25 protein-coding genes, 1 pseudogene and 1 riboswitch are annotated in these 24,420 nt (G+C 71.1%); of the genes and pseudogenes, 14 read left to right on the forward strand and 12 right to left on the reverse strand.

The annotated features are described in order from the left end of the window. Positions 1-2 precede the first annotated feature (2 nt). The 4 genes and pseudogenes from ACZ6WH_RS17565 (at position 3) to ACZ6WH_RS17580 (ending at position 3,965) form a co-directional block, all read left to right on the forward strand. A complete protein-coding gene (locus ACZ6WH_RS17565; protein WP_469729322.1) occupies positions 3-1,151 on the forward strand; it encodes an acyl-CoA dehydrogenase family protein in 1,149 nt (382 codons plus the stop codon). Continuing rightward, positions 1,148-2,182: pseudogene (locus ACZ6WH_RS17570) on the forward strand (enoyl-CoA hydratase/isomerase family protein); the annotation flags it as partial. The gene ACZ6WH_RS17565 and the pseudogene ACZ6WH_RS17570, both read left to right, overlap by 4 nt. After that, positions 2,113-3,177 (forward strand): 3-hydroxyisobutyrate dehydrogenase, encoded by a 1,065-nt coding sequence (mmsB, locus tag ACZ6WH_RS17575; RefSeq protein ID WP_469729630.1) that lies wholly within the window; start codon positions 2,113-2,115, stop codon positions 3,175-3,177. The pseudogene ACZ6WH_RS17570 and the gene mmsB, both read left to right, overlap by 70 nt. Continuing rightward, on the forward strand, positions 3,174-3,965 hold the full coding sequence (locus ACZ6WH_RS17580) for an enoyl-CoA hydratase (RefSeq protein WP_469729323.1): 792 nt from the start codon (positions 3,174-3,176) through the stop codon (positions 3,963-3,965). Before mmsB ends, ACZ6WH_RS17580 begins: the two co-directional genes overlap by 4 nt. Positions 3,966-4,039: 74 nt before the next feature. Here the strand turns inward: ACZ6WH_RS17580 and metE are convergent, their stop codons facing one another. The 4 genes from metE to aceA form a co-directional block, all read right to left on the reverse strand. Then, positions 4,040-6,358, reverse strand: a complete 2,319-nt coding sequence (metE, locus tag ACZ6WH_RS17585) for a 5-methyltetrahydropteroyltriglutamate--homocysteine S-methyltransferase (RefSeq protein ID WP_469729324.1) — start codon at positions 6,356-6,358, stop codon at positions 4,040-4,042. A 166-nt stretch (positions 6,359-6,524) separates the two neighbouring features. Beyond that, positions 6,525-6,743, reverse strand: a riboswitch (cobalamin riboswitch). Between the two features lie 171 nt (positions 6,744-6,914). Continuing rightward, a complete protein-coding gene (locus ACZ6WH_RS17590; protein WP_469729325.1) occupies positions 6,915-7,106 on the reverse strand; it encodes a hypothetical protein in 192 nt (63 codons plus the stop codon). After that, positions 7,103-8,701, reverse strand: coding sequence for a malate synthase A (aceB, locus tag ACZ6WH_RS17595; protein ID WP_469729326.1), 1,599 nt, complete (start codon positions 8,699-8,701; stop codon positions 7,103-7,105). Before aceB ends, ACZ6WH_RS17590 begins: the two co-directional genes overlap by 4 nt. Positions 8,702-8,800: 99 nt before the next feature. Further along, entirely contained in the window at positions 8,801-10,084 is a 1,284-nt protein-coding gene (aceA, locus tag ACZ6WH_RS17600; protein WP_469729327.1) for an isocitrate lyase, read from the reverse strand. A gap of 408 nt (positions 10,085-10,492) precedes the next feature. Between aceA and ACZ6WH_RS17605 the strand changes: the two genes are divergently transcribed. Further along, the gene (locus ACZ6WH_RS17605) at positions 10,493-11,902 is read left to right on the forward strand and encodes a short-chain fatty acyl-CoA regulator family protein (RefSeq protein WP_469729328.1); all 1,410 of its coding nucleotides are present in this window, start codon (positions 10,493-10,495) and stop codon (positions 11,900-11,902) included. A gap of 116 nt (positions 11,903-12,018) precedes the next feature. Here ACZ6WH_RS17605 and ACZ6WH_RS17610 read toward each other — a convergent pair whose 3' ends face one another. After that, the gene (locus tag ACZ6WH_RS17610; protein WP_469729329.1) at positions 12,019-12,654 is read right to left on the reverse strand and encodes a GNAT family N-acetyltransferase; all 636 of its coding nucleotides are present in this window, start codon (positions 12,652-12,654) and stop codon (positions 12,019-12,021) included. Between the two features lie 259 nt (positions 12,655-12,913). Between ACZ6WH_RS17610 and ACZ6WH_RS17615 the strand changes: the two genes are divergently transcribed. Then, positions 12,914-13,255 (forward strand): VOC family protein, encoded by a 342-nt coding sequence (locus ACZ6WH_RS17615; protein WP_469729330.1) that lies wholly within the window; start codon positions 12,914-12,916, stop codon positions 13,253-13,255. A gap of 78 nt (positions 13,256-13,333) precedes the next feature. Beyond that, positions 13,334-13,930 (forward strand): MBL fold metallo-hydrolase, encoded by a 597-nt coding sequence (locus ACZ6WH_RS17620; RefSeq protein WP_469729331.1) that lies wholly within the window; start codon positions 13,334-13,336, stop codon positions 13,928-13,930. Between the two features lie 79 nt (positions 13,931-14,009). Here the strand turns inward: ACZ6WH_RS17620 and ACZ6WH_RS17625 are convergent, their stop codons facing one another. Continuing rightward, positions 14,010-14,381 carry a VOC family protein gene (locus ACZ6WH_RS17625; protein WP_469729332.1) on the reverse strand — a complete coding sequence of 124 codons (372 nt, stop codon included), beginning with the start codon at positions 14,379-14,381 and terminating at the stop codon, positions 14,010-14,012. A 147-nt stretch (positions 14,382-14,528) separates the two neighbouring features. Between ACZ6WH_RS17625 and ACZ6WH_RS17630 the strand changes: the two genes are divergently transcribed. Beyond that, positions 14,529-14,990, forward strand: coding sequence for a MarR family winged helix-turn-helix transcriptional regulator (locus tag ACZ6WH_RS17630; protein ID WP_469729333.1), 462 nt, complete (start codon positions 14,529-14,531; stop codon positions 14,988-14,990). A gap of 151 nt (positions 14,991-15,141) precedes the next feature. Further along, positions 15,142-15,924, forward strand: coding sequence for a phosphodiesterase (locus ACZ6WH_RS17635; protein ID WP_469729334.1), 783 nt, complete (start codon positions 15,142-15,144; stop codon positions 15,922-15,924). A 34-nt stretch (positions 15,925-15,958) separates the two neighbouring features. Here the strand turns inward: ACZ6WH_RS17635 and ACZ6WH_RS17640 are convergent, their stop codons facing one another. The 3 genes from ACZ6WH_RS17640 to ACZ6WH_RS17650 form a co-directional block, all read right to left on the reverse strand. Continuing rightward, positions 15,959-16,171, reverse strand: a complete 213-nt coding sequence (locus ACZ6WH_RS17640) for a LexA family protein (protein WP_361554113.1) — start codon at positions 16,169-16,171, stop codon at positions 15,959-15,961. After that, positions 16,156-16,410, reverse strand: a complete 255-nt coding sequence (locus tag ACZ6WH_RS17645; protein WP_399707115.1) for a hypothetical protein — start codon at positions 16,408-16,410, stop codon at positions 16,156-16,158. Before ACZ6WH_RS17645 ends, ACZ6WH_RS17640 begins: the two co-directional genes overlap by 16 nt. A 244-nt stretch (positions 16,411-16,654) precedes the next feature. Next, the gene (locus tag ACZ6WH_RS17650; protein ID WP_469729335.1) at positions 16,655-17,230 is read right to left on the reverse strand and encodes a hypothetical protein; all 576 of its coding nucleotides are present in this window, start codon (positions 17,228-17,230) and stop codon (positions 16,655-16,657) included. Between the two features lie 189 nt (positions 17,231-17,419). Here ACZ6WH_RS17650 and ACZ6WH_RS17655 point away from each other — a divergent pair, with 189 nt between their 5' ends. Beyond that, complete coding sequence (locus ACZ6WH_RS17655; protein ID WP_469729336.1) at positions 17,420-18,028, forward strand: TetR/AcrR family transcriptional regulator; 609 nt, start codon at positions 17,420-17,422, stop codon at positions 18,026-18,028. A 97-nt stretch (positions 18,029-18,125) separates the two neighbouring features. On the opposite strand, the gene ACZ6WH_RS17660 is transcribed toward ACZ6WH_RS17655, so the two are convergent. The 3 genes from ACZ6WH_RS17660 to ACZ6WH_RS17670 are packed head-to-tail and all read right to left on the reverse strand — an operon-like array spanning position 18,126 to position 20,651. Further along, positions 18,126-18,476: an STAS domain-containing protein gene (locus ACZ6WH_RS17660; protein ID WP_469729337.1), complete on the reverse strand. Its 351-nt coding sequence runs from the start codon at positions 18,474-18,476 to the stop codon at positions 18,126-18,128. 1 nt (position 18,477) lies between these two features. Beyond that, complete coding sequence (locus ACZ6WH_RS17665; protein WP_469729338.1) at positions 18,478-19,848, reverse strand: PP2C family protein-serine/threonine phosphatase; 1,371 nt, start codon at positions 19,846-19,848, stop codon at positions 18,478-18,480. Next, positions 19,845-20,651, reverse strand: a complete 807-nt coding sequence (locus tag ACZ6WH_RS17670; RefSeq protein WP_469729339.1) for an alpha/beta fold hydrolase — start codon at positions 20,649-20,651, stop codon at positions 19,845-19,847. The genes ACZ6WH_RS17665 and ACZ6WH_RS17670 overlap by 4 nt, the downstream gene beginning before the upstream one ends. Before the next feature lie 177 nt (positions 20,652-20,828). Here ACZ6WH_RS17670 and ACZ6WH_RS17675 point away from each other — a divergent pair, with 177 nt between their 5' ends. From ACZ6WH_RS17675 to ACZ6WH_RS17690, 4 genes are all read left to right on the forward strand, one after another. Continuing rightward, on the forward strand, positions 20,829-21,785 hold the full coding sequence (locus ACZ6WH_RS17675) for a GlxA family transcriptional regulator (RefSeq protein ID WP_469729340.1): 957 nt from the start codon (positions 20,829-20,831) through the stop codon (positions 21,783-21,785). Positions 21,786-21,941: 156 nt separating this feature from the next. After that, the gene (gene gap, locus ACZ6WH_RS17680) at positions 21,942-22,940 is read left to right on the forward strand and encodes a type I glyceraldehyde-3-phosphate dehydrogenase (protein ID WP_469729341.1); all 999 of its coding nucleotides are present in this window, start codon (positions 21,942-21,944) and stop codon (positions 22,938-22,940) included. A gap of 238 nt (positions 22,941-23,178) precedes the next feature. Further along, positions 23,179-23,805 (forward strand): SUKH-4 family immunity protein, encoded by a 627-nt coding sequence (locus ACZ6WH_RS17685; RefSeq protein WP_469729342.1) that lies wholly within the window; start codon positions 23,179-23,181, stop codon positions 23,803-23,805. A gap of 90 nt (positions 23,806-23,895) precedes the next feature. Further along, the gene (locus ACZ6WH_RS17690) at positions 23,896-24,411 is read left to right on the forward strand and encodes a DUF4760 domain-containing protein (protein WP_469729343.1); all 516 of its coding nucleotides are present in this window, start codon (positions 23,896-23,898) and stop codon (positions 24,409-24,411) included. Positions 24,412-24,420: the final 9 nt, after the last annotated feature.

Raw genomic sequence — 24,420 nt, forward strand, 5'->3', positions numbered from 1 at the left:
CAATGACCAGCACTCTGCTCACCGAGGACCAACAGGCCCTCGTCGAGACCACCCTCGACTTCACCCAGGACCACCTCGCCCCGCACGCCCTCGAATGGGACCGCGACAAGCACTTCCCCGTCGACGTCCTCCGCAAGGCCGCCGGACTCGGCCTCGGCGGTGTCCACGTCCGCGAGCAGTCCGGCGGCTCCGGCCTCGGCCGTGCCGACGGCGTCCTCGTCTTCGAAGCCCTCGCCTCCGGCTGCCCGTCCGTCGCCGGCTACCTGTCCATCCACAACATGGTCGCCTGGATGATCGACCACTACGGTGACGCCGCACAGCGCGAGCGATGGCTTCCCCGGCTGTGCGCCATGGACGACCTGGCCGGCTACTGCCTGACCGAACCGGGCGCCGGATCGGACGCCGCGGCCCTCACCACCCGGGCCGTGCGGGACGGAGAACACTGGCTGCTCAGCGGGGTCAAGCAGTTCATCTCGGGTGCGGGAGCCGCCCAGCTGTACGTGGTGATGGCCCGCACCGGTGGCGACGGCGCCGACGGGGTGTCCGCGTTCGTCGTCGACAAGGACGACCCCGGCGTCTCCTTCGGCCCGAACGAGCGGAAGATGGGCTGGAACGCCCAGCCCACCCGGCAGGTCGTGCTGGACGCCGTCCGGCTGCCCGCCGACCGCCTCCTGGGCGGCGAGGGCCAGGGCTTCCGCATCGCCATGAACGGCCTCAACGGCGGGCGCCTCGGCATCGCCGCCTGCTCCCTCGGCGGCGCCCGCAGCGCCCTCAACGCGGCCCTCGCCCACCTCGCCGACCGCGAGGCATTCGGGCAGCGGCTCCTCGACGCTCAGGCGCTGCGCTTCCGCCTCGCCGACATGGCGACCGAACTCACCGCGGCGCGCGCCCTCGTCCAGCAGGCCGCCCAGGCGCTCGACCGCGGTGACCCACAGGCCCCGTACCTGTGCGCGATGGCGAAGAGGTTCGCCACCGACACCGGCTACTCCGTTGCGGACCGGGCGCTGCAGCTGCACGGCGGTTACGGATACCTCAGCGAGTACGGCATTGAGAAGATCGTCCGAGACCTGCGGGTCCACCGGATCCTGGAAGGAACCAACGAGATCATGCGCGTCATTGTGGCCCGCGGCCTGACGGAGGCGTTCGGATGACCGACGCGACCGGCACCGAAGCACCCGTCCTGCTGCACACCGCCGGACGGGCCGCCCACCTCACCCTCAACCGTCCCAAGGCCCTCAACGCCCTGACCCACACCATGGTCCGCCGCATCGACCGGGCACTCACCGCCTGGGAGGACGACCCGGCCGTCGAGACGGTGGTGGTCACCGGCGCGGGGGAGCGGGGCCTGTGCGCGGGCGGCGACATCCGTGCGATCCACGACGACGCACGCCACGGCGACGGCAGCGCCTCCGCCGCGTTCTGGCGCGACGAGTACCGCCTCAACGCCCGCATCGCCCGCTACCCCAAGCCGTACGTCGCCGTCATGGACGGCATCGTCATGGGCGGCGGCGTCGGCATCTCCGCACACGGCAGCGTCCGCCTCGTCACCGAACGGTCCCGGATCGCGATGCCCGAGACCGGCATCGGCTTCGTACCGGACGTCGGCGGCACCTACCTGCTCGCCCTGGCCCCCGGCGAACTGGGCACCCACCTCGCCCTGACGGGCACGCAGGTCGGCGCCGGGGACGCCCTGCTGTGCGGACTCGCCGACCACTACGTACCGTCCGCCGCCCTCGGACGGTTCGTCGACGACCTGTCCCGACTGCCCGTACGGGAGGCGCTGGGCCGCCACGTACAGACCCCGCCGCAGGGGGACCTGCCCGAGCGGCAGGAGTGGATCGACACCTGCTACGCCGCCGACACGGTCGAGGAGATCGTCGGACGGCTGCTCGACCACGGCGACCCGGCCGCGAAGGAAGCCGCCGAAACCCTGATCGGCAGGTCGCCCACCGCGCTGAAGGTCACTCTCGCGGCACTGCGCAGGGCCCGTCGGCTCGGCCCGCTGGAGCGGGTCCTCGACCAGGAGTACCGGGTCTCCTGCGCGGCCTTGGCCACCCCCGACCTGGTGGAGGGCATCCGTGCCCAGGTCATCGACAAGGACCGGAATCCGCGCTGGTCACCGGCCACTCTCGCCGAGGTCACCGACGCCGACGTCGAGCGCTTCTTCGTCACACTCGGCGCGCGCGAACTCGGACTCGCCGCGGGAGACGGCACCACGACGGAGGTGATCTGGTGAACCCGACCGGACGTGCACCGGCGGACCGTGCCGGAGGTGGCCCGGTGGGCAGGACCGTCGCGTTCATCGGACTCGGCCACATGGGTGGCCCCATGGCGGCCGGTCTCGTGAATTCCGGCCACCGGGTGCTCGGGCACGACCTGGACGCCGCCGCACTGGACAGCGCAGCGGCGGCAGGAGTGGTACCGGCGGCGTCCGCGGCCGGGGCGGTAGCGGCGGCGGACGTGGTTCTCACGATGCTGCCCGCCGGCCGTCACGTCCTCGGCCTCTACGACGACACCCTCACCGCCGCCCGACCCGGCACCCTCTTCGTCGACTGCTCGACCATCGATGTCGCCGACGCCCGCGCGGCCCACCAGCGGGCTGCCGCATCCGGCATGCGGGCCCTGGACGCCCCGGTGTCCGGCGGGGTGGTCGGCGCCGAGGCCGCCACGCTGACCTTCATGGCCGGTGGGGGAGGAGAGGAATTCGCCGAGGCGCGTCCGCTGCTGGAGGCCATGGGCAAGAAGGCCGTCCACTGCGGTGGCGCGGGCGCCGGCCAGGCCGCCAAGATCTGCAACAACATGATTCTCGGCGTCTCCATGATCGCCGTGAGTGAGGCATTCGTCCTGGGCGAGCGCCTCGGCCTCTCCCACCAGGCCCTGTACGACGTGGCGTCGACGGCATCCGGCCAGTGCTGGGCGCTCAGCGTCAACTGCCCGGTCCCCGGCCCCGTACCGACGAGCCCGGCCAACCGGGACTACCGGCCCGGCTTCGCCGCCGCCCTGATGGCCAAGGACCTGGGCCTGGCCGCCAACGCGGTACGAGCGGGCGGCGTCAACGCCGAACTGGGTTTGCGCGCGGCGGAGTTGTACGCGTCCTACGCGGAGCGCGCCGGAAACACGGAGGACTTCTCCGGCATCGTCCGCACGATAAGGGAACACGACGGAGGGCAGCCGTGACCACGCACCCGCCCGCGGAGCACGAGGCGATCCGCGTCGAACGCAAGGGCCGTACCGCCCTGCTCACCCTCAACCGGCCGAAGGCACTCAACGCACTGAACCTCCAGGTCATGAACGAGGTCGTGGCCGCCACCGAGGCCCTCGACCGCGACCCGGACTGCGGCTGCGTGGTGATCACCGGCTCCGAGAAGGCGTTCGCGGCCGGCGCCGACATCAAGGAGATGCGGCCCCACGACTACCTGGACATGTACCTCGCCGACTGGTTCGCCGCCTGGGACCGGCTCGGACAGCTGCGCACACCGACCGTCGCGGCCGTCTCCGGCTACGCGCTCGGTGGCGGCTGCGAGCTCGCCATGCTCTGCGACATCCTGCTCGCCGCCGACACCGCGGTCTTCGGCCAGCCGGAGATCAAGCTCGGTGTGATTCCGGGCATCGGCGGCTCCCAGCGGCTGACCCGGGCCGTCGGCAAGGCCAAGGCCATGGAGATGTGCCTGACCGGGCGCACCATGGACGCGGCCGAGGCCGAGCGCGCCGGGCTCGTCTCCCGTGTCGTGCCCGCCGCCGACCTGCTCGGCGAGGCCCTCGCGGTCGCCGAGACCGTCGCCGGCATGTCGCTGCCGGTGGCGATGATGGCGAAGGAGGCAGTCGGCCGGGCCTTCGAGACGACCCTCGCCGAGGGTGTCCGCTTCGAACGCCGTCTCTTCCACGCGGTGTTCGCCACCGCCGACCAGAAGGAGGGCATGAGCGCCTTCGCCGACAAACGGCCACCGGAGTTCCGCCACCGCTGACGCTTCCTCAGGTCCTCCCGGACGCGCGTACCGAAGTACGCCGGTCCGGGAGGACCGTCAGCGGTTCACCGGAATCAGCGCGCGGGCAGCTCGCCGCGGACGGTGCGGGCCGCGGCGACCAGGTTCTCCAGCGAGGCGCGGGTCTCGGACCAGCCGCGGGTCTTCAGGCCGCAGTCGGGGTTGACCCACAGCCGTTCGGCGGGGATCGCCTCCAGGCCGGTGCGGAGCAGCGCGGCCGACTCCTCGGCGCTGGGCACGCGCGGGGAGTGGATGTCGTACACACCGGGCCCGGCCTCGCGCGGGTAGCCGTGGGCGGCCAGCTCGCGCGCGACCTGCATGTGCGAGCGGGCGGCCTCCAGGCTGATGACATCGGCGTCGAGGTCGTCGATGGCCTGGACGATGTCGCCGAACTCCGCGTAGCACATGTGCGTGTGGATCTGCGTGTCAGGGCGCACACCACTGGTGGTGAGCCGGAACGCCTCGGTCGCCCACGCCAGGTAGGCGGGATGGTCGGCGGCGCGCAGTGGCAGGGTCTCGCGCAGTGCCGGTTCGTCCACCTGGATGACGGAGGTGCCCGCCGTCTCCAGGTCGCCCACCTCGTCGCGCAGCGCGAGCGCAACCTGCCGGGCGGTGTCGGCGAGGGACTGGTCGTCTCGGACGAAGGACCAGGCGAGCATGGTGACCGGGCCGGTGAGCATGCCCTTGACCGGGCGGTCGGTGAGGGACCGGGCGTACTCCGTCCAGCGCACCGTCATGGGCTCGGGACGGGAGATGTCACCGGCCAGGATCGGCGGGCGGACGTAGCGGGTGCCGTACGACTGGACCCAGCCGTGCTGCGTCGCGAGGTAGCCGGTGAGCTGCTCCGCGAAGTACTGGACCATGTCGTTGCGCTCGGCCTCGCCGTGCACCAGCACATCCAGCCCTGCCTTCTCCTGGAAGGAGATGACCTCCTGGATCTCCGCCTTGATGCGCTCCTCGTAGCCGGCCGTGTCGATGCGGCCCGCACGCAGGTCGGCGCGGGCGGTGCGCACCTCGCCGGTCTGAGGGAAGGAGCCGATGGTGGTCGTCGGCAGCAGGGGCAGGCCGAGGTGGGCGCGCTGGGCAGCGGCCCGTCGGGCGTACGGCTGGGAGCGCCGGCCGTCGGCCGCCGTGACGGCCGCGGTACGGGAGCGTACGGCCGGGTCGCGGGTGATGGGGGAGCCGGCGCGGGAGGCCAGGTCGGCGCGGTTGGCGGCGAGTTCGGCCGCGATCGTGTCCGTACCCTGGGCGAGGCCCTTGGCGAGGGTGACGATCTCGGTGGTCTTCTGGCGGGCGAAGGCGAGCCAGCGCAGGATCTGCGGTGCGATGTCCCGCTCGGCGCCCGTGTCGAGGGGGACGTGCAGCAGGGAGCAGGAGGCCGACACGTCGACGCGGTCGGCGAGGCCGAGGAGCGTGCCGAGCGTGGCGAGCGAGTTCTCCAGGTCGTTGACCCAGATGTTGCGGCCGTTGACCACACCGGCGACCAGCCGCTTGCCCGGCAGCCCGCCGACGGCGGCGAGGGCGTCCAGGTTGGCGGCGGCCGCCCCGGTGAAGTCCAGGGCGAGGCCCTCGACGGGCGTCTTCGCGAGCACCGGCAGCGCGTTGCCGAGGCGGTCGAAGTACGTGGCGATCAGCAGCTTCGGGCGGTCGGTGAGGGCGCCCAGGTCACGGTAGGCACGCTCGGCGGCGTTCAGCTCGGCCGGGGTGCGGTCCTGTACCAGGGCGGGCTCGTCCAGCTGTACCCACTCGGCGCCGGCGGCACGCAGGTCGGCGAGGACCTCGGCGTAGACGGGGAGCAGCCGGTCCAGCAGCGTCAGCGGATCGAAGCCGGCGGCCACACCGGGCGCCGGCTTGGCGAGGAGCAGATAGGTGACCGGGCCGACCAGGACCGGACGGGCCGTCAGGCCCAGGGCGACGGCTTCCTTCAGCTCGGCGACCTGCTTGGCGGAGTCGGCGGAGAACACCGTGTCCGGACCCAGCTCGGGGACCAGGTAGTGGTAGTTGGTGTCGAACCACTTGGTCATCTCCAGCGGTGCGACGTCCCGCGTACCGCGCGCCATCGCGAAGTAGCCGTCGAGGCGGTCCGCTGCGACGGCGTCGCGGTGGCGGTCGGGTACGGCACCCACCATGACGGTGATGTCCAGCACGTGGTCGTAGTACGAGAAGTCGCCGGTCGGGACCTCGTCGATGCCGGCGTCGGCCAGCTGCCGCCAGTTGGTGCGGCGCAGCTCGGCGGCGGTGGCGCGGAGCTCGGCGGCGGTGACGCGGCCCTTCCAGTACCCCTCGATCGCCTTCTTCAGTTCCCGGTTCTGGCCCTGGCGCGGGTAGCCGTACACGGTGGCCCGTGCTGCCGCGGCTGCGGACTTCGCTGTCACGGAGATCTCCTTCGCGAGATGAATCCCTGAGATCCCGGCAACGGGACGAGAACGCGAAGGGGTGACCCACCGGGCGGTACGGCCTCGCGCGGCAGTGCGCGGCCATTCGCCTGGTAAGAAACGCCGACCCGCCCACGAGGTCACCGGGATGTCCGCGTACGAATCGTCCGTACGCGGGCAGCTGGCAGGTCTTCGGACTCATGGGCGCGTCCTCACCGAGGAGGACATCTACTGGCCGTCGCTTCCCAGGCCCACTCGGGCCCAGTGCGTATGACGGCGGTCGTTCCCACACACCGCTGCGGGGCAGTCCCGGATTTCCACCGGGTTCCCTCTTGCGACGCATCCCGCCTGGCGGACGGGGCGAACCAACTGCACCGGACACCCTACGGGCCGCCCCCGCTCCCCGGCGGATCACGTCCGTCATTCGGATGGTGAGCTGAGACACACGGGCACGGTGCTGGACACGGGCAGCGGGCGGGAAGCGCCGCACGCGCACTTCCCGCCCGTTCCCCGCGCACTCGCCGGTTCCCTCGGCCGGCGGTGCCTTCCGGGCCCCTCAGCCCGGTGGTCCGGGCACCCTCCGCCCGGACGTGCCGGGATCTCGGTCCCGGCCGTACATGGGGAAACCCCGGCCGGACTGGTCGAGGCGGGGCTCGGGTCCGGTCGAACTGCCCGCGTACACCTCCGCGATGCCCGCGCCCAGCGGCCCGCCGCCGACGGCCCCGACGCGCCGGATGCCCGCGCTCACGGCTGCTCCACGTGGCGCACGAGGTGGGCGGTGTAGGCGTCCGGAGTGAAGAAGAGCGGCAACTGGCTTGCCAGCGCGTTGCGTTCGAACAGCTCCCGCACCTCGTCGACGGGCGCCCACGGGTACTCGGCGCCGAGCGACTCGACTTCCTCGTCGAGCAGCCGCAGGACCGTCTCCCGGTCCAGGACCCGGTGCCGCAGCCACTGCCAGATCTGGACGCGGGCGATCTCGGCGGTGGCCGCGTCCTCCATGAGACCGTCCAGGGCGACCGCACCGCGGCCGTGCAGCCAGGCGGCGAAGTACCGCAGGGCGACCGCGATGTTGGTACGCACGCCTTCCGCGGTGGGCCGCTCGCTGATCCGGCGCACGGACAGCAGCTGCGCCGCCGTCACCTCCACGTCGTCCCGCGTCCGGTCGATCTGGTGGGGCCGGTCACCCAGCACACCGTCGTACGCCTCGCGGCACACCGGCACGAGGCCGGGATGGGCGACCCAGGAGCCGTCGAAACCGTCCTCCGCCTCGCGTTCCTTGTCCAGCCGCACCTTGGCGAGCGCCGCTTCGTGAGTGGCCGGGTCCTTGCTCGGCACCTGGGCCGCCATGCCCCCGATCGCGTGGGCGCCCCGTTTGTGGCAGGTGCGTACCAGCAGCTCCGTGTACGCGCGCATGAACGGAGCGGTCATCGTCACCTTCGCGCGGTCCGGCAGCAGGAAGTCGGTGCGGTGTCCGAAGGTCTTGACGATGCTGAACAGGTAGTCCCAGCGGCCCGCGTTGAGGCCCGAGCTGTGCTCGCGCAGTTCGTAGAGGATCTCCTCCATCTCGAACGCGGCGGTGATCGTCTCGATGAGCACGGTGGCGCGGACCGTGCCCCGCGGAATGCCCAGGAGTTCCTGGGCCGTGACGAAGATGTCGTTCCACAGCCGGGCCTCGTGGCGGTTCTCCAGCTTCGGCAGGTAGAAGTACGGGCCCTGGCCGGCGTCGATCCGGTGTTGTGCGCAGTGGAAGAAGTACAGCCCGAAGTCGACGAGTGCGGCGGGCACCGGCGCTCCGTCGTACTCCAGGTGCGCCTCGTCCAGGTGCCAGCCGCGCGGCCGGACCACGAGGGTGGCGAGCCGGTCGTGGCCGGCGAGCCGGTACTCCCTGCCGTCGGGGGTGGTGAAGTCGATACGCCGCTGGACCGCGTCGAGCAGAGCGATCTGGCCGCCGATGATGTTTTCCCAGTTGGGTGAGGTGGCGTCCTCGAAGTCGGCCATCCACACCCGGGCGCCCGACTTCAGCGCGTTGACCGCCATCCGGGGCTCGGGCGGGCCGGTGATCTCGACGCGGCGGTCGGTCAGGCCGGGTGCCGGCGGTGCGACCCGCCAGTCGGGGTCGGCCCGGACGGCGGACGTGACCAGGGGGAAGTCGAGCGGGGAGCCGCTGGCGAGGCGGAGCGCCTGTCGGCGGCGTTCCTTCATCAGCTCCCGGCGGCGTCCGCCGAACGCCGCGGCCAGCCGGCCGACGAAGTCCAGGGCGGCGGGCGTGAGGATCTCGTCGTGGCGGTCGCCGGGCGCGGCGAGGACGCGGACACGGTGGGCGGGCGGTGCGGTGATGGTCATCGGGTTCTCCTGCGGGAGGGAGGGAGCGGGGGCGGACGGGGACGGTCGTCCGACCCCCGCTCGGCCGGGCGGACCGGGCGGCGACCTCGGAGGGGCGGCCTAGTGGAACTGCTCCGCCTCCGTGGAGCCGGCCAGCGCGGTGGTGGAGGAGGTGGGGTTGACGGCGGTGGAGACCAGGTCGAAGTAGCCGGTGCCGACCTCGCGCTGGTGCTTGACGGCGGTGAAGCCGTGCTCCTGCGCGGCGAACTCCTTTTCCTGCAGGTCGACATAGGCGGTCATGCCGTGCTCGGCGTAGCCGCGGGCCAGGTCGAACATGCCGTGGTTGAGCGAGTGGAAGCCGGCCAGCGTGATGAACTGGAACTTATAGCCCATCGCGCCCAGCTCCCGCTGGAACTTGGCGATCTGGTCGTCGTCCAGCGCGGCCTTCCAGTTGAAGGACGGCGAGCAGTTGTAGGCCAGCATCTGGTCCGGGTACCGCGCGTGGATCGCCTCGGCGAACTCGCGGGCCTGCGCCAGGTCCGGGGTACCGGTCTCGACCCAGATCAGGTCGGCGTACGGGGCGTAGGCGAGCCCGCGGGCGATGACGGGAGCCATGCCGTTGCGGACCCGGTGGAAGCCCTCGGCGGTCCGCTCGCCCGTCAGGAATTCGGCGTCGCGCTCGTCGACGTCGCTGGTGATGAGGTTGGCGGCGAGTGCGTCGGTGCGGGCGACGATGACGGTGGGTACGTCGGAGAGGTCGGCGGCCAGCCGGGCCGCGTTGAGGGTGCGGACGTGCTGGGAGGTGGGCACCAGGACCTTGCCGCCGAGGTGGCCGCACTTCTTCTCGGAGGCGAGCTGGTCCTCGTAGTGGATGCCGGCCGCACCCGCCGCGATCATGGCCTTGGTCAGCTCGAAGGCGTTCAGCGGGCCGCCGAAGCCGGCCTCTGCGTCGGCGACGATCGGGGCGAGCCAGTCCGTCGTGTCCCCGGTGTTCTCGGCGGTGGCGATCTGGTCGGCGCGCAGCAGTGCGTTGTTGATCCGGCGCACCACCTGCGGCACCGAGTTCGCCGGGTAGAGGCTCTGGTCGGGGTAGGTCTGGCCGGCCAGGTTGGCGTCGGCGGCGACCTGCCAGCCGGACAGATAGATCGCCTGGAGGCCGGCCTTCACCTGCTGCACGGCCTGACCGCCCGTCAGCGCGCCCAGGGCGTGGACGTAGTCGCTCTCGTGCAGCTGCCGCCACAGCCGCTCGGCACCGCGCCGCGCGAGAGTGTGCTCCTCGCGGACGCTGCCGGCGAGCCGGACCACGTCCTCGGCGGTGTAGGTGCGCTCGATGCTTTGCCACCGGGGGTCGGTGGCCCAGCGCCGCGCGAGTTCCCCGGCCGCCTGCGTCCTCGCCTCTGCCATGACTGTCACCGTCTCCTCGGTCTGTTGTGTGCGGTGTGTTGTGTCTGCGGTCTGTTGTGTCTGCCAATCCCGTACGTTCTTCTCGTACGAGCGGCACTGCGTGTCTCGAAGCGGATTGCGGCCCACCGTCACCGGGGGAGGTGCTGGTGAGCAATGCTGCCGGTCCAGGCTGCCAACAGTGCCGGGATTGCCGACGTCAGAGCAGGAATCGGGTCCCGGTTGCGGGCGGTGCCGGTCGGTTCCGGTGGGCCACACTGCGACTCTCGCACTGGCACTGAGTGCCAACAAGTGTGGACCCATGCCAACCTTTGCGAATCTTCTCACCGTTTTTTGCCAACATTGCGAAGGCTCCACCGTGCGCCTTTCCCCGTACGCTGTGACCGTTCCGCACACGGAGGAGGAGCGCTGGTGAGCAAGACCTACGCGGGGGCGCGGCTGCGGAGACTGCGCGAGGAACGCCGGATGAGCCAGGCGGAACTCGCCCGCACACTGAGCATCTCCCCGAGCTACCTGAACCAGATGGAGCACGACTCCCGCCCGCTCACCGTCCCGGTACTGCTGCGGCTCACCGAGACCTTCGGCATCGACCCCGGCTTCTTCTCCGAGCGCGACACGAGCCGGCTGCTGGCGGACCTGCGCGAGGCGTTGGCCGGTGAGGTCGCCGACTCCCGGGTGTCCCCGTCCGACCTCGCCGACCTGGCCTCGCGCATGCCCTCGGTGGCACAGGTACTGGTTGACCTGGGGCGCCGCAATCAGGCGCTGGCCGAACGGCTGGCGGGTGCCGCCGACGGCCGCGACACCGGCCGCGCGCTGCCGCACTCACCGCACGAAGAGATCCGGGACTTCTTCTACCGCCGCCAGAACTACCTGCACGACACCGACCTCGCGGCCGAGCGGCTCGCCGAGGAGATCGGCATCCGGCCCGGCGACGTCGTCCGCGCGCTCACGGCGCGGCTGGCCGACACGCACGGCGTCCGCCTCGCCGCGTCCGGCACCGCCCGCCACCTGCACCACTACGACGAGGCGACCCGCACCCTGCACCTGTCGCCCCGGCTGCGCCCCGGGCAGCGCGCCTTCCGCCTCGCGACCCAACTGGCCCTGCTGGAGTACGACGACGGGCTGGACCGGCAGGCGGCCGAGGACTTCCCGCCCGGCTCACCCGCCCACGCACTGGCCCGCATCGGCATCGCCAACTACTTCGCCGCCGCGCTGATCCTCCCGTACTCCGCCTTCCACGCGGCGGCCGAGGAGGTGCGCTACGACATCGAGCGCCTCACCGATCGCTACGGTCTCGGCTACGAGACCGTCTGCCACCGCCTGAGCACGCTCCAGCGCCCGCGGCTGCGCGGCGTGCCCTTCTCCTTCGTCCGCGTCGACCGGGCCGGCAACATGTCCAAGCGGCAGTCCGCGACCGGCTTCCACTTCTCCCGGGCGGGCGGCACCTGCCCGCTGTGGAACGTCTACGAGGCGTTCGCGGCGCCCGGCCGCATCCACGTCCAGGTCGCGGAGATGCCGGACGGCCAGCGCTACCTCTGGACGGCGCGTGCCGTCACCCGGCACCGCGGCGGCTGGGGCGAACCGGGCAAGACCTACGCCATCGGCCTGGGCTGCGAGATCCGGCACGCCCACCGTCTCGTCTATTCAGCGGGGCTGGACCTCGCCAACGCCTCGGCCGCCACCCCCATCGGCATGGGCTGCCGCGTCTGCGAACGCCTCGACTGCCCCCAACGCGCGGCCCCGCCCCTCGGCCGTCCCCTGGAGATCGACCAGAACAGCACCACATTCGTGCCGTATCCGGTGTCGGACACCGCGGGATGACCCACACGACGGGGGGACGCACATCATGGGAAGGCCCACACCACGGGGGCCCACACCACGGGGTGGGCCAACCGCACCGCTCACCACCTGCGCGTACGGTGGGCTCGCGCCCGGACTCAGGGCCGGTAGACGCACTCCGCCAGCGTCGCGTGCTTCTTCCAGCCCAGCGACTCGTACAGTGCGCGCCCGGCATCGGTCGCGCCGAGCACGCCCAGCGTCGCGCCGTCCGCCACGGCACGGTCGGCGAGCGTACGCATCACGAAGGCGCCCAGCCCGTGCCGCCGGTGGGTCTTCTCGGTCAGCACGCGGTCGACGACCACCGCTTCCCCCAAGGCCGCCAGCTGCCCCTGGGCCGCCGGCCTGCCGGCCGCGTCCAGCACCCGGACGCAGGTGACGCCGCCGACGGTATCCACGGACGCGGTGTACCCCTCGGGCGCGACCGGACGCGTGGCGACCAGGTCAACGGCCATCAGATGTCCCGTGCACTCCCAGGCCACCACCCACCCCCGGGACATCCACGGCTCGATCTCCTCCGGCTCCGCCGGCATCTTCATCCAGGTCCGCGGCTCGGACACCGAGGCGGCGGCGTCGCGGACCAACGGCTCCTCGGTTCTGGGCAGGACATGGCGTCCCACCTCGGAGGGGCTGTCGGCCACCGAGATGTAGAACCCCCAGGGCATCTCGACCGGCGGAGGCGTCCTTCGGGACACGGCCCAGCCCGCCACCCAGGTTCTGACAATGTCCGCAACCATCATGCCCTCCCGAAGCCGTGGCGGCCGTATCGACGGCCGGAGCAAGAGTTCACTCGGTGGTTCACCTGCTGAGCGGTCATCACCTACAGCACCTGCATCACCTACTGAGTAATGGTCACTAGCCGAGGTGGCACATTACTCCTCCGTGCGGCCGCAGACATCTGAATTTCCGCGGCGGCCGGTGCCTCGAAGCCGGCCTCATGCCGACGGGGCGAGTCGGGCCGCGATGCGGGGCGCCGGTGGACCTAGCATGGCGGGCATGGCCGTCGACCTCTTCGCAGGCATCCCAGTGAGTGACTACGCGGCAGCGCTGGCCTGGTACGAGCGGCTGCTCGGCGCCCCGCCGGCGTTCCTCCCGAACGACTCCGAAGCCGTATGGGAGCTGGCGGAACACCGGTATGTGTACGTCGAGCACCGGCCCGGGCACGCGGGCCACGCCATGCACACGCTCTTCGTCGACGACCTCGACGCACGCGTGGCAGGCATCGCCGACCGGGGGCTGGAGCCCACCGACCGCGAGACCTACTCCAACGGCGTACGCAAGGTCACCTATCGGGACCCGGACGGAAACGAGATCGGATTCGGCGGCGCTCCACGCTGACTGTTGACGCGGACTGTTAATGCGTCAGCCGGCTGTGTGCCTGCCGCCGTTGGGCGCACCGCAGTAGGTTCGCTTGCCATGCGGGTAACCAAGTACACCCACGCCTGTGTACGGCTGGCGAGGGATGGCCGCGTGCTGGTCGTCGATCCCGGAACGTGGAGCGAGCCGGCGGCGCTCACGGGCGCGGACGCCGTGCTGGTGACGCACGAACACGCCGACCACATCGATGTCCTGCGGCTGGCCGGCCTCGGCGTCCCGGTCCACGCCCCTGCCGAGTCGGACATACGGGGGCTGGAGGTGACCCGGGTGTCGCCCGGTGCGGAGTTCCTGGCCGCCGGCTTCCGTGTGCAGGCGGTCGGCGGCCGCCACGCGTCCGTGTACGACGGTCAACCGGGCTGCGCGAACCTCGGCTACGTCATCGACGAGGCGGTCCACCACCCCGGCGACTCTCTGCACGTGCCGGACCAGCCGATCGACACGCTGCTGGTCCCGGTCCACGGCTCGTGGGTGAAGACGGCGGAAGCGATCGACTTCGTCAAGGCGATCGCGCCGCGGCGGGCGATCGCGATGCACGACGCACAGCTCAACGACCGCGGCCTCAGCAGTGTCAACGGCTGGCTCGCCGAGGCGACCACCACCGACTACCGGTACCTGCGGCCCGGCGAGTCGGCCTGAGCGCTGCCCCCTGAGTGCCGTGTCCGGCTGAGCGCTGTGACCGGCTGAGCGCTGTGGCCGGGACGGTCGGAAGTTGCGGTCAGCCTCCGTGTGCGGTGAGTGCGTACCCCTCGGGGCCCTCGAAGGAGAACATCGGCCCGAAGGGGCTGTCGGTGACGGGGGTCAGGATCTTGACTCCGGCGGCGGTGAGCTGATCGTGGAGCGCGTGGGCGTCCGAGGTTCGGAACCAGAGCGCCACGCCGAGGCCGGGCCGTACGGTTTCGGCGAGGTCGACGCCCGGGAGCGGCTCGCGCACGGCGAACGGGGTCGGTTTGGTGTCGAACACGACCGCGTGCGGCGGCGAGAACGCGGCCCGGCGCAGCCCCAGGTGTCGCTCGCAGAAGGTGGCGGCCGCCTCCAGGTCGCGGACCTGGAGGGCGACGAAGTCGGGGCCGTCGATGCTGACAGTCATGGGATTCCTTTTCTCGATCCGTATGTCCGTGTGCCGGAACGCGCACAACGCCACCACGCGCACCAGATGGCGATGCCGCTGCCGCATGTCAGGACTTTGACATGAGTGAGACTAGGGCGACGGATCGACCTATGTCAAAATGCTGACATGAAAGAGAGCATGCCGCCCGAGCCGCCCCACCGCGCGGAGGACGTCACCCAGCACGTGGGATACCTGCTGAAACGCGCCCAGTCCGCCCTGCGTGGCGCCATGGACAAGGTCCTGCGTGAGCACGGACTGACCGTGCCGCAGTACTCCACCCTCGAACTCCTGGCCCTGCGCCCCGGCATGTCCAACGCCGACCTCGCCCGCGCGACCTTCGTCACGCGGCAGTCCGGAAACGTCGTCCTGCGGGGCTTGCAGGAAGCGGGGCTGATCGCCCGTCCCGACGCCGCCGACCACGGCCGCGCCCGGCCCGCTCGGCTCACCGAGGAAGGGCGTACGCGGCTGGCCGCGGTGCAAACCGCCGTCTACGCCGTCGAGCAACGCATGGTCGACGCGATCCCGCAGGACCGCATGGCCGCCCTGCTCGCCGACCTCGACCACATCGCGGCAGCGCTGGAGGAATGACTTTCACGGGGCGGCCGCCCCCAAGTGCGCGCCCAGTACGGGTTGTTCTCGTATTCTCACGCTCCCGTGCACTCGTGCTCCTCGCGTTCTCGCGTTTCGCCCTGAGCGTGATCGGTAGCCGGAGGCTGACCGCACGGTGAAACGTGCGGGCATGACACTGATGATTGCTCACCTCAGCGATCCACACCTCACGGCCGGCGTGCTGGGCGGTGCGCCGGCCGCGGGACTGAACCGTGCGCTCGGCCGTGTGCTGGCGCTCGATCCGCTGCCGGACGCCGTGGTGATCACGGGGGACCTGGTCGACGGAGGCCGCCCGCAGGAGTACGCGGCCCTGCACGAGGTCATCCGCAACTTCCCGCTGCCGCTGCATCTGGTCGCGGGCAATCACGACGATCCCGAGGCCCTGCGGGACGCCTTCGGTGGCACCGACTTCCTCGGCGGTGCGAAGCAGACGCACTACGCCGTGGAACACCCGGGATTCACCGTCGTCGTCCTGGACTCCCACGTTCCCGGGGCTGCCGGCGGCCGCCTGGGCGGCGACCAGCTGGCCTGGCTGGAGGAGGTGCTGGCGCGTCGGGCCGACGTCCCGGCGCTGGTGTGTCTGCATCACCCGCCGGTCCCGGTCGGCCTCCCCTTCATGGACGGCTTCCGGCTGGAGGACGGTGCCGAGCTGGCCGAGGTCGTGAGCCGCCATCCGCGTGTCGTACGCGTCCTGGCGGGCCATATCCACCGGCCCATCACCGCCGCCTTCGCCGGCAGCACGCTGGCCATCGCGCCCAGCACCCACCTCCAGACCGGACTGACCCTGAGCGATTCCTCGTTCCACTACCTCGCCGAGCCCACGTCCTTCCTGCTGCACGTCCACACCGGAACGTCGTGGGTCACCCACACCGTCCCGGTCAGCCACGCGAGCGCGCCTGTAGCCGGTTACTGAACCACGCAGGAGCCGGGGGGCAGGCGCGGACCGCTCAGCGCAGCCGATAGGAACGCGTGCGCTCTCCGGTACGCACTATCAGGCCGCGCTCCTCCAGCTGCCGCAGCTGGTACAGCGCCGACGACGGGCTCGACAGCCCCACCCGACGGCCGATCTCCCGCACCGTCGGAGCCTCGCCGTGCTCGGCGATCCACTCCCGGATGCAGGCCAGCATGCGCTCCTGCCGCTCGCTCAGCTCCTCCCGCACGACTCCGCCTCCCGCTCCTCAAGTGCACGGGCCTGCCTGCGCAGCTCCGCCCGGGTAGCCGCCGAGCGTCGCTCGGTCGCCGTCCAGAACGGATGCGCCGCGATCCGGGCGGAGAGCAGCTGCAGCCGCCGGCGCAGCGCCGTCGTATGAGCCGGCCGCGCGGCGAGGGCGGCATACGTGCGGTTCCAGTCGCGCTGCGCGTCGATCAGGTCCTGAGGAAAAGGGGTGCTTCGCGCCATGGCTCGAATTAGACCACGTGTTCGATTTCTTATGCACGCGGGCCACGCCTGCCATGCCCTCCGGTGGAGATTCGCCATCGGGCTCGCGCGTTGATCGGCGTTCGCCCGTCGGGCCCGCCGAGGGCGCGAGCGGTAGTTTGCGTGTTGGCCTGGGTGGTGTCGGTCTGCGTACCGTGAAGCCGTCCGGCGAGTACGGCCCGATCGGTGGAAGTGCCGATCGGGCCGCGGTGCGTGGTGGTGCGCGTCAGGCTGTCGCGTTGACCTTGTCGGCGCGTGTCATGCGGAGCGCGGAGACGAGGAAGAAGACGCCGCCGAGGAAGGCGTAGCCGGCGAGGCTGCTCAGCGAGGCGCCATCGGTGCCGGCCTGTGCGAAGAACGACGCGCCGGCGAGGGTGGAGATGGCGCCGCTGACGATCATCGCCCATTGACCTCCCAGCCGTCGTCGACGGGCGCCGACGACGAGCTGGACGAGTCCTGCGGTGATGGCCCAGACGCCCCAGACCCGCAGGACGGCGGGTATGCCGGACGTGGCGGCGAGGGCCAGGCCGATGCCGGTCAGCGTGCTCAGCGCGATGTTGACGTACAGGCCTCGGACAGGACCGCCGTTCGCCTTGGCGGACCGTACGTCGACGACCGCGGCCGCCACGTCGAACAGGGGATAGATCACCAGTAGGGCCGCGGTCAGCGGGCCCAGCTTCGAGGCGGTCGCGAACAGCAGCCCGGCCCACGCCGCGGCGAACGCGAAGCGCAGGAAGTACAGCTTGCGCAGGGCCGCAGAAGCGCTGGGAGGGGCGGAGGCGGGGCCGACGAGGGTGTCCATGGGAGTGCCTTCCTGGGGCGGGGCGACGGGGCGTGGCCGGAGCGCGGACATTCCCCTGTGAGGGAAAACGCCTGCAAGGGAGAACGTTCGCGAGGGAGAACGTTCTGTCTTCTTGTGCGAGATGATGCGCGGGGATGCGCCTCGGAGTCAAGACCGAACGTTCTCCCTCGCGGTGCGTAGACTGTGCGCATGACGCGGACCAGCAACGACGGCAGTGGCAAGACATCGGAAGCGCGCACGCGACTGCTGAACACGGCGACCCGGATCTTCTACGCGGAGGGCATCCACTCCGTCGGTATCGACAGGATCATCGCCGAGGCGCAGGTGACCCGCGCAACGCTCTACCGGCACTTCTCGGGCAAGGAAGACCTTGTCCTGGCCTACCTCGACCAGGCCGACCGGATGATGCGCGGGCAGCTCGCCGCCGCCCGGGCAGACACCGGGCCGGCCGCCGACGCCGTGCGCGCCGTCGCCAGGGCCATCACCGACGGCATCCGGTCCCAGGGGTTCCGGGGATGTGCCTTCCTCAACGCGGTGGCCGAGTATCCCGACCCGGCCCACCCGGTCCACCAGGCCGTTCTGCGGCACCGGCAGTGGTTCCTCGACACCGTCACAGACCTGTTGGCGCGCATCGGTGACACTCCCGCGGACGCCGATGCGCGTCACCTGGCCATGTTGCGGGACGGCGCCATGGCGGCGGGCTGCCTCTTCGACCCTGCGCTGATCTCCGAGACCTTCTTGCGAGGTGTCGAAGGCATTGTGTGGAGCCGCATGCAGGCACCGGTGCCGGTCGACTGACCTCTACGGTGTGTCGGCCGGGTCTCCGCCTCTTCGATGTACCGTCAACGGCCGCCCGTTCGGGTTCCCGGCTCGCCCCGGCCGCGTCGTGAAACGGTCAGAGCGCGCCGGCCGTGTCGGTGTCGGTACTGTCGGCGGTCTCGATGCGGAAGACCTGGTCGAGGCCGGCGATGCGGAGGATCCGCATGGTGTTGGCGGGCACGGCGGTCAGGACTATGTCCGCACCGGCCGCGAGGGCGTGGTTGCGGGCGGCCAGCAAAGCGGTGATGCCGCTGGAGTCGCAGAACTCCATCCCCGCCAGGTGGATCGTCAGGCGCCCCTCCGCCTTCAAGGTGAGGCCGCTGACGCGCGTACGCAGTTCATCGGAGGTGACGTGGTCCAGTTCGCCGTCGATCTCCACTACGGGACCGGCGGTGGCTTCTCGGACAGCGATTCGCAGTGAGCTCATTTCAGGCGTTCGTCGTCGGGGCCGGGCCAGGAGTGGAAGCCGGCCGGGGTGCGTGGGGAATGCCCAGGGCGAGCAGGGCGGTGTCGTCGTCCAGGCCCTCATCGAAGCTGTCCAGCAGCTCCGTCAGGGCCTTGATCAGGGCCTGCGGCGATGCCCCGGCGTGGCCGGCGGCGAACGTGCGCAGGGCTTCGTCTCCGTACAGCTCGCGGTCGGGGCCGGTACGGGCCTCGGTCAGACCGTCGGTGTACAGCAGCATGGTGTCGCCGCGACCGAGCACTGCCGTGGCGGCGGTGAAGTGCGGGTCCGGCAGGACGCCGACGAGCAGCCCGCCGGGAGTGGGCAGGTAGTCGCACTCGCCGTCGGCGCGCAGGACCAGGGCCGGCGGGTGGCCGCCGGAGGCGAGCCGTACGGTGACGTGGCCGCTGACGTCGTCGGGTTCGAGGACGCCGAAGATGGTGGTGCAGTAGCGCGCGTCACTGCCGGTGTACCGCTCGTGCAGCACGGTGTTGAGCGTGGTCAGCGCGGCGGCCGGGTCGGGATCGTGCAGGGCGGCGGCGCGCAGGGTGTAGCGGGTCAGCGAGGTGAGGGCGGCGGCCCCGGGGCCCTTGCCGCTCACGTCGCCCAGGAAGAACGCCCAGCGCTTGCCGTCGAGGGGGAACAGGTCGTAGAAGTCGCCGCCGAGCTGGTCGGGGGAGGCGGTGTGGTAGTACGAGGCCGACGCCATCCCGGGCACCGCGGGGAGCGAGGCGGGCAGCAGGCTCTGCTGGAGCGCGGCGAGCGCCTCCTGCAGCCGTGCCCGGTCGGCCTCCGCCTGTTTGCGGGCCGCCTCCGCTTCCTGCTGGCGGCGCAGGAGTTCCTGTTCGTAGGCGCGGCGGTCGCGGGCGTCGAAGAGGGTGGTACGGATGAGCAGCGGTTCGCCCTCGCTGCTGAACTTCACCGCCGAGGAGACCAGGACGGGCATCCGTGTGCCGTCGGTGGCCTTGATCTCCAGCGCGATGCCGCTGAGTTCGCCCTGCATGCGCAGCAGCGGGGCGAAGTGTGTCTCGTGGTACAGCTTGCCGCCCACGGTGAGCAGGTCGGGGAACCGCAACCGCCCCACCACGGCCTGCCGGTCCAGCCCGAGCCAGTCCAGCAGCGTTGTGTTGATCTTCGCGATGGTGCCGTCCATCAGCGTGGAGAGGTAGCCGCACGGAGCGGTCTCGTAGAGCTCCTCCGCGCTGTCTTCCAGGAGCGCGGCGAACGTCGCGTTGTCGGCTGCGCCGTCTCCCGGACCCCCGGCCGCGGACTCGGCCGCCCCCTCGTGGCCAGAAGCTTCGGCGCTTTCCTCGTCGCCGGCCTCGGACGGGTCCGGCTGTTGCCCGGTTCGGCTCACCACCGCAGGCCCGCGAGGAAGCCGGTGATTGCCTGGTTGGTGGCGTCGGGCGCGGACAGGTGCGGGCAGTGGCCGGTGGCGTCGAGCGTCATCAGTGTCGAGCCGGGGATCTGCGTGTGGACGAAGGCGCCGACCTCGCGAGGGGCGATGACGTCCTGGGTGCATTCCAGTACCAGCGTCGGCACACCGACCGTTGTCAGCTCGTCGCGGGAGTCGGACAGGAAGGTGGTGCGCGCGAAGACGCGGGCCATGTCCGGATCGGTGGCACAGAAGCTGTTGGTCAGCTCCTCGCCCAGCTCGGGGCGGTCCGGGTTGCCCATGATGAGCGGGGCCATGGTGGCCGACCAGCCCAGATAGTTGGACTCCAGCGACACCAGCAGTTCCTCGATGTCCTCGGCGCTGAACCCGCCGCGGTAGCCGTCATCGTCGATGTAGCGGGGCGAGGGCGCGACCATGACCAGGGAGCCGATGCGTTCCGGAGCCTTGGCGGCGGCCAGCACACCGGTCATGGCGCTGACCGAGTGCCCCACGAACGCCGCTCCGCGCAGGTCAAGTGCCTCGCAGATCTCCACGACGTCCTGCGCGTAGCCGTCCAGGTCCGCGTAACGGTCCTCCCGGAAAGCCGACAGGTCGGACCGGCCGGAGCCCACGTAGTCGAACAGCACCACGCGGTAGTCGTCCGCCAGGGCCGGCACCGTCAGACGCCACATGTTCTGGTCACAGCCGAATCCGTGAGCCAGCACCACCGCCGGCCCCTCCGGATTGCCCGTAACGGTGACGTTGTTCCTGCGCAGGAAGTCCATGCCCGCCATCCTTGCACTTCCCGCATGCCCCCGAGCAATCCACTGCCGCTGGCCCTCCGCTCGGCACCCGGGGAGCCCGCGCGGTTCAGGGCTTCCGTACGGTCTGAGGGCGGCGTTCGTGAAGCGTGCGGTCATCGAGATGCGAAGGGTGGACTGCAATGAACGTAACCTCTTCCTGTGCCAGCCTCCCGCCTGCATCGCGTCGCCGTCCTTGTGCTCGAAGGCGCGAAGCCGCTCGACGTCGGAATTCCCGCGCAGGTTTTCACGACCCGCGCGAGCATGCCGTACGAGGTGCGGGTGTGCGGGGCGACACCCGGTCCCGTGACCGGTGGTGACGGCCTTGCGTACGCCGTCGCCCACGGACTCGACGCGCTGGCGTGGGCGGACATCGTCTTCGTCCCCGGCTACCGGTTCCCGGACCGCGACGACCCGCCGCAGGCCGTCGTCGACGCGCTGATCGCCGCCCACGACCGGGGCGCGCGGCTCGCCGCCATCTCGACCGGCGCCTTCGCGCTCGCCGCCACGGGCCTGCTCGACGGCAGACGCGCCACGACGCACTGGCACTACACGCGGGCGCTCATGGCCAGGCATCCGCTCGTCCAGGTCGACGAGAACGTGCTGTTCGTCGACGAGGGCAGCGTGCTCACCTCGGCCGGCGCCGCCTCCGGCATCGACCTCTGCCTGCACATCCTGCGCGGCGACCTCGGAGTGGCCGCGTCCAACCACGCGGCCCGGCGTCTGGTCGCGGCCCCCTACCGCAGCGGCGGCCAGGCCCAGTACGTGCCGCGCAGCGTCCCCGAGCCGCTCGGCGAACGGTTCGCCGCCACCCGCGAGTGGGCGCTGCACCGGCTCGGCGAGCCCCTCACCCTCGACACGCTGGCGCGGCAGGCGGGGGTCTCACCCCGCACGTTCTCCCGGCGCTTCGTCGAGGAGACCGGCTGCACGCCGATGCAGTGGGTGATGCGCGCCCGCATCGACCTGGCCCGCGAACTGCTCGAACGCTCGCAGCGCAGTGTCGAACAGATCGCCGCCGACATCGGGCTCGGCACCGGCGCGAACCTGCGCCTGCACTTCCAGCGCATCCTCGGCACCACACCGAGCGAGTACCGGCGCACCTTCACCCGCGGCGAGTAACCCACCCTGCGCCGCCCGGCACCGCATGGCGGGAGCCGTGGCGCGGGATCCTTTTGCACCGTCCGTGGCGGGATCCTTTTGAACCCTGGCGATCCCGCCACTGTCAGCGGCGCCGGCCGCGGGCGAGCCTGAGGAGGAAGGGAAGGGACCTCACTCATGACTCGCATCGCCATCAACGGATTCGGCCGCATCGGACGCAACGTGCTGCGCGCACTGCTGGAACGCGACAGCACCCTTGAAATCGTCGCCGTCAACGACCTGACGGAGCCCGCCACGCTCGCCCGGCTGCTCGCCTACGACAGCACGGCCGGCCGGCTCGGTCGCCCGGTCACCGTCGACGGGGACACCCTCGTCGTCGACGGCCGTCGGATCACGGTGCTGGCCGAGCGCGAACCCGCGAAGCTGCCGTGGGCCGAACTCGGCGTCGACATCGTCCTGGAGGCAACCGGCCGCTTCACCTCGGCCAAGGCCGCCCGCGCCCACCTCGACGCGGGGGCGAGGAAGGTACTCGTCAGCGCGCCGTCGGACGGCGCCGACGTCACGCTCGCGTTCGGGGTGAACACCGATGCTTACGACCCGGAGGTGCACGCGATCGTCTCGAACGCCTCCTGCACCACCAACGCGCTGGCTCCGCTGGCCAAGGTGCTGGACGATCTCGCCGGTATCGAGCACGGATTCATGACGACGGTGCACGCCTACACGCAGGAGCAGAACCTGCAGGACGGTCCGCACCGCGATGCCCGCCGAGCCCGGGCCGCCGGCGTCAACATCGTGCCGACCACGACCGGCGCCGCCAAGGCGATCGGCCTGGTGCTGCCGAACCTCGACGGCAAGCTGTCGGGCGACTCGATCCGCGTACCGGTGCCGGTGGGCTCGATCGTCGAACTCAACACGACCGTCGCCCGCGACGTGACCCGCGACGACGTGCTGGCGGCGTACCGCGACGCGGCGCAGGGGCCGCTCGCCGGCATCCTCGAGTACTCGGACGACCCGCTCGTGTCGTCCGACATCACGGGCAATCCCGCCTCGTCGATCTTTGACTCGGCCCTCACCCGCGTCGACGGCCGCCACGTCAAGGTGGTCGCGTGGTACGACAACGAGTGGGGCTTCTCGAACCGTGTGATCGACACGCTGGAGTACCTCGCCACCCGCTGACCGGGCGCCGGGCTTCTTCGGGCGCCCTGGTGGACCAGCCGGGCCAATCAGGGCGCCCAGTCACGGAAGCGTGTACGCCCGGCTTCCGGAGGGCGCGGGGGCGCCACGGCCGGTCAAGATACTCTTCGAGGGCCCGGGGCCCGGTCAAGCCCCAGCCCCGCTCAGCGTCCCCGCCCGTCGTCCCCGCTCATCATCCCCCTTCGGCGCCCGTGCCGCCGCCCAGTTCGGAGTTCCGGCAGTGCTTTTCGACGTCACCCCCGGCGAACTCGCCGACATCTTCGGCGAGGACCGGCTCGTGACCCTGCCCGCCACCGCGTTCCCGCCCTCCACCGCGGACACCGAGGGCGCCCGTCTCCTGCAGACCGTCGGCGTCCCCACCGGGACACTTCTCCTGCGTGAGCCCGACGAGAACAACGGCCGGCTGCCCCTCGTCCAGGACGTCATCTGCATCGAGGACTTCGAGGACTTCGAGGACGCCCCGCAGAACGTGGGCGAATGGCCCGTCATCGGCTGGCTGCTCAACGCCCACCTCGCCCTCGACCCCGGTTCCGGCAAGGTGCATGCCTTTGACGCCGACGAGGGGACCGCGCAGGAACTCCACACGGACGCCTCCTCCCTCCTCCAGGTCACCCTCCGGTTCCAGCGCCTGCTGGAGGAGTTCACCTTCAGCGGCGACGACGGCGACGAGGAAGCCGGCTTCGAGCGCCTGGAGCGCGAGGTCGAGCGTATCCGTCAGGAGACGAGCGGCATGGACCCGCTTCCCTTCCAGGACGACGACACCGCCTGGTCGGTGATCGGCGAAGAGATCGCCGCGGGCCAACGCTTCAACGCCACCAGCCCAGGAGCCCGCTCCCTCCACGAGTGACCGCCGGCCGATGCCGCCAGCCTGGCCCCGGTCGCTGGAAGGTAAATTCGGCCGACGCGCAAGCACTGATAGTGATGACGTGGAGGCTCGGTGGAGGTTGCGGCGTTGATCGTGTCGTTGGTGGCGCTCGGCGTGTCCGGAGCGGTGTCCTGGCGGCAGTTACGGCTTTCGCAGCACGCCAACACACTGCCGGTGGTCGTGGACCTGTTTCGGGAGCACCGGACTCTACGGCTGGCCCGGGCGAGGTCGTTCGTGCATGAGGAGCTGCCCGCCTGTGACCTGTCCCTCGGCTTGGCCGGCCTGCCGGAGGAAGGGCGAGACCTGGTACGGGAACTGGGCTGGTACTACGACAACTTGGGCGCACTCGTGGCGCACGGTGTGGTCGAGGTCGAGCCCGTATCGGGTTACCTGGGAGGGTCGGTGATCTCGGTGTGGGAGCACATGGAGCCGCTGGTGGCGGTGGAACGGGCCAGACGCGCGCAGAGCGCTCTGCCGGACCCCAACCGCTGGCTGGAATACTTCGAGAACCTCTGCCACCTCGTCCGCGAGAGGCCCGCCGAACAAGCAAGAGCGCGTACGCAGCTGTGGCGGCTGCCCGCCTCCTGACCTCGGCCT

The organism is Streptomyces sp. NPDC050806, from assembly GCF_055586425.1.